The sequence below is a fragment of the Pseudomonas sp. NPDC087029 genome (assembly GCF_044745345.1).
In the GTDB taxonomy this organism is placed as follows: domain Bacteria; phylum Pseudomonadota; class Gammaproteobacteria; order Pseudomonadales; family Pseudomonadaceae; genus Aquipseudomonas; species Aquipseudomonas faucium.
The window spans coordinates 197,595-203,759 of the sequence record NZ_JBIVAB010000009.1 but is presented as its reverse complement, the minus strand read 5'-3'; the positions used below and the strand labels follow the sequence as shown (position 1 = coordinate 203,759).

Below are 6,165 nucleotides of genomic sequence, written 5' to 3'. Positions count from 1 at the left end.
CTCCAGCACTACCTGGATTAAGTAACTCATTGAATCTCAAGGAGTTTCTCGTTCCGACTACGCTGGAAGTGGGGCGCATTATAAGGGGATTCGAAGATGGGTCAAGGCTTAATTTCATTTATTTGAAACATTCCCGGTGAACGCTGCATCCAGCCTACGGTACCGCCCTCCCCCCGCGCTGTACTACCCTAGGCACCCGCCGCGCCACAGCGGGTATGCGCAACACCATCAACAACCCACCAATCCCTGCATAGATCGCCCACTCCCGCAGATCCGAGCGAACGATCCACAAGAAGTGCAGCAGACCCAACCCGAGAATCACATACACCAGCTTGTGCAGCTTCTTCCAACGCGCGCCCAGCCGGCGCTGGCTATAGCGGTTGGACGTCACTGCCAATGCCAACAAACCGAGGAAGCCCAATGAGCCCACTATTATGTAAGGCCGCTTGCGCAGCTCCACGCCCAGCTGCCCCCAGTCCAATCCCAGGATAAAGAACAGGTAGCAGAGGATATGCAGCACGATATAGGCAAAGCACCATAACCCGAGCTGGCGCCGCACCACGATCCAGCCTGACCACCCCGTTAGCTTCTGCAGAGGCGTCATGCTCAGCGTCACCAGCAAGAAGGTCAACGCGCCCAAGCCCAGGCGATCCATCATGATCTTTCCAGGGTCGGGCCCCAGCAGGCTCATCGCCGCCTCGTACAACCACCACGCCGGGAACAGGCACCCCATCATGAAGATGGCAAGTCGCAGCCAGGGATAGCGCATCAGTAGTTCTTCCGCAGGTCGAGCCCGGCATACAGCGACGCCACCTCATCGGCGTAGCCATTGAACATCTGGGTCTGGCGTACATTGGGGCTGAACAGGCCGCTGGGCAGCCGCCGTTCGCGCGCCTGGCTCCAGCGCGGGTGATCGACTTCCGGGTTCACGTTGGCATAGAAGCCATATTCGTCCGGCGCCAGGCCTTCCCAGGTCGTTTGCGGCTGTTCTGCCACCAGGCTGATGCGCACGATCGACTTGATGCTCTTGAAGCCATACTTCCAGGGCACCACCAAACGCAACGGCGCACCGTTCTGGTTGGCAAGCTCGCGCCCATACATGCCGACCGCAAGAATCGCCAAAGGGTGCATGGCCTCATCCAGTCGCAGCCCCTCTCTATATGGCCAGTCGATCAAGGCGAACCCCGATCGCTGCCCCGGCATGTGCTGTGGATCCTTCAATGTTTCGAAGCGCACGTATCGCGCTTTCGAAGTGGGCTCCACCTGCTTGAGCACCTGCGCCAACGGAAAGCCCAGCCAGGGGATGACCATCGACCAGGCTTCCACGCAGCGCAGCCGGTAGATGCGCTCTTCGAGCTGATAAGGTTTGACGAAATCCTCCAGGGCATAACGCCCCGGCTTGCCGACCTCCCCATCAACCACCACCGACCACGGCTCGGTCTTCAGGCTGCCACCGTTTGCAGCCGGGTCACCCTTGTCGGGCCCGAACTCGTAGAAGTTGTTGTAGTGGGTGGCATCCTTGAAGGGTGTGATTGCCTCGCCATTGACCGTCACCGCCTGCCACTGCGCGGCCGCGAGCTTGTCGCTGAACCAGGCCGGGGCGGCGCCCGCCTCCACATCTGCATAGCGCGAGGCCTGCGCCGCTCGCGCCGCCAGCGGCATGGCGCCCAGGGCAAGCCCCGCCAGGGAGCCACCCAACAGCGTGCGACGAGAAAGATAGAGGCCTTCGGGGGTGATCTCCGATGCCTTGCAGTCGGACGACCTGGGTAGCTTGATGAGCATGACGGCTCCACAGCACTGGATGGGGGATACCAGTAAGACTATGGAGCCGGAGGGTTATTCCAGCATTAAAACTTTTTTCAGGCTTTGCGACGACGCCCGCGCAGCAGGTACTGGATCGGCCCCGAAGCTGCGTAGGCGAGGAACACCAGCAGCAGGATACGGGGCGGGTCGCTGAACACCACGGCAAACACCAGCACCACCGCCAGGATCGCCACGAACGGCACGCGCCCCTTGAGGTCCAGCTCCTTGAAGCTGTTGTACTTGATGTTGCTGACCATCAGCATGCCCGCTGCAGCCACCAGCAGTGCCACCAGGAACGACAGCTTGGAGCCCTGGATGCCATAGTCACTGAACGCCCACACGGTACCGGCCACCACCCCGGCGGCTGCCGGGCTGGCCAGGCCGATGAAGTAGCGCTTGTCGGCAGTGCCGACCTGGGTGTTGAAGCGCGCCAGGCGCAACGCGGCACCGGCCACATAGATGAAGGCGACCATCCAGCCGACCTTGCCCATGTCGCCCAGGGCCCAGCCGAATGCCAGCAAGGCCGGCGCCACACCGAAGGCAACCATGTCCGACAGCGAGTCGTACTCGGCACCGAAGGCGCTCTGGGTATTGGTCATGCGGGCCACACGGCCATCGAGGCCGTCGAGCACCATGGCGACGAAAATGGCGATGGCGGCAAAGGCGAAATACTTGCTCGCCTCGCGTGGGTCGCCAGCGCTCTGCGCGCTCATGGAACTGATGATGGAATAGAAACCGGCAAACAGGTTGGCGGTGGTGAACAGGTTGGGCAGCAGATAGATGCCGCGGTGACGCACCTTGCGGCCTTCGGCGTCATGCCCTTCTTCAACGTGCTCATCGACAGGTAGCAGGCTTTCGGCGTCGGAGGGCTTGTTCGGCTCTTCGGGACGTTCGCTCATGGAGGGTACCTTGCAACAGGATGGAAAATGTTCGACACGGGCCTGCAAAACAGGTTCTGACAGCAGGCCACTGGTCTGCTTTATACCAGAAGCTGACTGCCAGAACGAAAAAACGCGGCCGAAGCCGCGTTTTTCATCTTTCGATAAGACTTAGTTCTTGGTCTTGTCGACGATTTTGTTGGCCGAGATCCACGGCATCATCGAACGCAGTTGCTCGCCGATGATCTCGATGCCGTGAGCGGCGTTGTTGCGGCGCTTGGCGGTCATCGATGGGTAGTTGGTAGCGCCTTCGGAGATGAACATCTTCGCGTATTCGCCGTCCTGGATGCGCTTCAGAGCATTGCGCATGGCCTTGCGGGATTCTTCGTTGATGACTTCCGGGCCGGTGACGTACTCACCGTATTCGGCGTTGTTGGAGATCGAGTAGTTCATGTTGGCGATGCCGCCTTCGTACATGAGGTCAACGATCAGCTTCAGCTCGTGCAGGCACTCGAAGTAGGCCATTTCCGGCGCGTAGCCAGCTTCGACCAGGGTTTCGAAACCGGCTTTTACCAGCTCGACGGTACCGCCGCAGAGAACGGCCTGCTCACCGAACAGGTCGGTTTCGGTCTCGTCCTTGAAGGTGGTTTCGATGATGCCGGTACGGCCGCCGCCAACGCCCGAAGCGTAGGACAGTGCAACGTTCTTGGCGTTGCCCGAGGCGTCCTGGTAGATAGCGATCAGGTCAGGGATGCCGCCGCCTTTGACGAACTCGGAGCGAACGGTGTGGCCCGGGGCTTTCGGGGCGATCATGATCACGTCCAGGTCGGCACGTGGAACGACCTGGTTGTAGTGGATCGAGAAGCCGTGGGAGAAGGCCAGGGTAGCGCCCTTCTTGATGTTCGGCTCGATCTCGTTCTTGTACAGCGCGCCCTGGAACTCGTCCGGGGTCAGGATCATCACCAGGTCGGCCGCAGCGACAGCGGTGGCAACGTCGGCAACTTTCAGGCCGTGGGCTTCTGCCTTGGCAACGGTGGCCGAACCTTTACGCAGACCGACGGTAACGTCTACACCGGAGTCTTTCAGGTTGCACGCCTGGGCATGGCCCTGGGAACCGTAACCGATGATGGCGACTTTCTTACCCTGGATGATGGAAAGGTCGCAGTCTTTATCGTAGAAAACTTTCATGAAAATACCCCTGGTTATATCTCGGCCCCTGCGGAGCCATCGCTAATTTTTGAATTTAGATGCTGAGCACTTTGTCGCCACGGGCGATGCCGGTGACGCCACTGCGCACGGTTTCGAGAATCGATGCGGTGCCGATGGCCTGGATGAAGCTGTCCAGTTTGTCGCTGGTACCGCTCAGTTGTACGGTGTACACGCTGGCGGTCACGTCGACGATCTGGCCACGGAAGATATCCGTGGTGCGCTTGATCTCGGCACGCTGTGCACCGGTGGCCTTGACCTTGACCAGCATCAGTTCACGCTCGATGTGAGCGCTTTCCGAGAGGTCGACAAGCTTGACCACTTCGACCAGCTTGTTCAGGTTCTTGGTGATCTGTTCGATCACTTCGTCATGGCCAACGGTGGTCAACGTCAGACGCGACAGGGTCGGGTCTTCGGTCGGCGCCACGGTCAGGCTTTCAATGTTGTAGTTGCGCTGGGAGAACAGGCCGACCACGCGGGACAGAGCACCGGGTTCGTTTTCCAGCAGCAGGGAAATGATGTGCCGCATATCAGGTACGCTCCGTCTTGCTCAGCCACATGTCACGCATCGAGCCATCCTTGATCTGCATCGGATAGACGTGCTCGGTACGGTCGACCGCGATGTCGATGAACACCAGGCGGTCTTTCATCGCAAACGCTTCTTCGAGCTTGGGCTTGAGGTCCTTCAGGCTGGTGATGCGGATGCCCACATGGCCATAGGCCTCGGCCAGCTTGATGAAGTCAGGCAGCGACTCGACATAGGAATGCGAGTGACGGCCGTTGTAGGCCATGTCCTGCCACTGGCGGACCATCCCCAGCACACCGTTGTTCAGGTTGACGATTTTCACCGGCAGGCCGTACTGCATGCAGGTGGACAGCTCCTGGATGTTCATCTGGATGCTGCCTTCGCCAGTGACGCAGGCCACGTCCTGATCCGGGAAGTTGAGCTTGACGCCCATGGCCGCCGGGAAACCGAAGCCCATGGTGCCCAGGCCACCGGAGTTGATCCAGCGGTTGGGCTTGTTGAAGCGGTAGTACTGCGCCGCGAACATCTGGTGCTGGCCCACGTCGGAGGTGACGAAGGCATCGCCCTTGGTCACTTCGCAGAGGGTCTCGATCACCGCCTGAGGCTTGATGATGTTGCCGTCGCCCTTGTCGTAGGGGAACAGGTCGCCCGTGCCGCGCCACTCGTCGATCTGCTTCCACCAGGCATCGATGGCCGCCTTGTCGGGCTGCTCGCCGATTTCCTTGAGGATGCCGAGCATTTCGCTGAGCACGCTGTCGACCGGGCCGACGATCGGCACATCGGCCTTGATCATCTTCGAGATCGACGCAGGGTCGATGTCGATGTGGATGATCTTGGCGTTCGGGCAGAACTTGGCCGGGCCGTTGACCACACGGTCATCGAAGCGCGCACCGACGGCGAAGATCACGTCGGCATGGTGCATGGCCATGTTGGCGGTGTAGCTGCCGTGCATACCCAGCATGCCGAGGAACTGGCGATCGGTACCCGGGTAGCCGCCCAGGCCCATCAAGGTGTTGGTGACCGGCAGGTTCAGCGACTTGGCGATCTCGATCAGGGCTTCGGAGCCGCCACCGAGGATCACGCCACCGCCGGAGTAGACGATCGGGCGCTTGGCGGCCAGGAGCATCTCGGCAGCCTTGCGGATCTGCCCGGAGTGGCCACGGACCGCTGGGCTGTAGGAGCGCAGCTTGACCTTCTTCGGATAGACGTATTCGAATTTTTCGGCCGGGTTGGTCATATCTTTTGGAATGTCGACCACGACCGGACCTGGGCGACCGGATTGCGCCAGGTAGAAGGCTTTTTTCAGAACTTCGGGGATCTCGGTGGCATGTTTGATCATGAAGCTGTGCTTCACGATCGGCCGCGAGATGCCGATCATGTCGGTTTCCTGGAAGGCATCGGTACCCACCATGGTGCTAGGCACCTGGCCGGAGAGGATGACCATCGGGATCGAGTCCATGTAGGCGGTGGCGATGCCGGTGATGGCATTGGTCGCGCCTGGGCCGGAGGTCACCAGTACCACGCCGGCCTTGCCGGTGGCACGGGCATAGCCGTCGGCCATATGGGTGGCGGCCTGCTCGTGACGAACCAGGATGTGCTCGACTTCCGGTTCCTTGAACAGGGCATCGTAAACATGCAGGAGAGCACCACCAGGGTACCCGTAGATGTGCTTAACGCCTTCGTCACGCAAGAAGCGGACGACCATCTCAGCGCCAGATAAAAGCTCCACGTTGTTCACCTCTAAAACGCCAG

Annotated in this window: 6 protein-coding genes; all 6 read right to left on the bottom strand. The window is 60.4% G+C overall.

Annotation, left to right across the window (positions count from 1 at the left end; genetic code table 11):
* Positions 1-154: 154 nt before the first annotated feature.
* Positions 155-769 (bottom strand): protein-methionine-sulfoxide reductase heme-binding subunit MsrQ, encoded by a 615-nt coding sequence (gene msrQ, locus ACIPG5_RS16730; RefSeq protein WP_176517395.1) that lies wholly within the window; start codon positions 767-769, stop codon positions 155-157.
* The gene (gene msrP / locus ACIPG5_RS16725) at positions 769-1,782 is read right to left on the bottom strand and encodes a protein-methionine-sulfoxide reductase catalytic subunit MsrP (RefSeq protein WP_236237729.1); all 1,014 of its coding nucleotides are present in this window, start codon (positions 1,780-1,782) and stop codon (positions 769-771) included. Before msrP ends, msrQ begins: the two co-directional genes overlap by 1 nt.
* A 77-nt stretch (positions 1,783-1,859) precedes the next feature.
* The gene (pssA, locus tag ACIPG5_RS16720; protein ID WP_176517397.1) at positions 1,860-2,702 is read right to left on the bottom strand and encodes a CDP-diacylglycerol--serine O-phosphatidyltransferase; all 843 of its coding nucleotides are present in this window, start codon (positions 2,700-2,702) and stop codon (positions 1,860-1,862) included.
* Positions 2,703-2,852: 150 nt separating this feature from the next.
* The gene (ilvC, locus tag ACIPG5_RS16715) at positions 2,853-3,869 is read right to left on the bottom strand and encodes a ketol-acid reductoisomerase (RefSeq protein ID WP_003250043.1); all 1,017 of its coding nucleotides are present in this window, start codon (positions 3,867-3,869) and stop codon (positions 2,853-2,855) included.
* A gap of 55 nt (positions 3,870-3,924) precedes the next feature.
* Positions 3,925-4,416, bottom strand: a complete 492-nt coding sequence (ilvN, locus tag ACIPG5_RS16710) for an acetolactate synthase small subunit (RefSeq protein ID WP_003250040.1) — start codon at positions 4,414-4,416, stop codon at positions 3,925-3,927.
* Between the two features lies 1 nt (position 4,417).
* Entirely contained in the window at positions 4,418-6,142 is a 1,725-nt protein-coding gene (locus tag ACIPG5_RS16705) for an acetolactate synthase 3 large subunit (protein ID WP_401376391.1), read from the bottom strand.
* Positions 6,143-6,165: the final 23 nt, after the last annotated feature.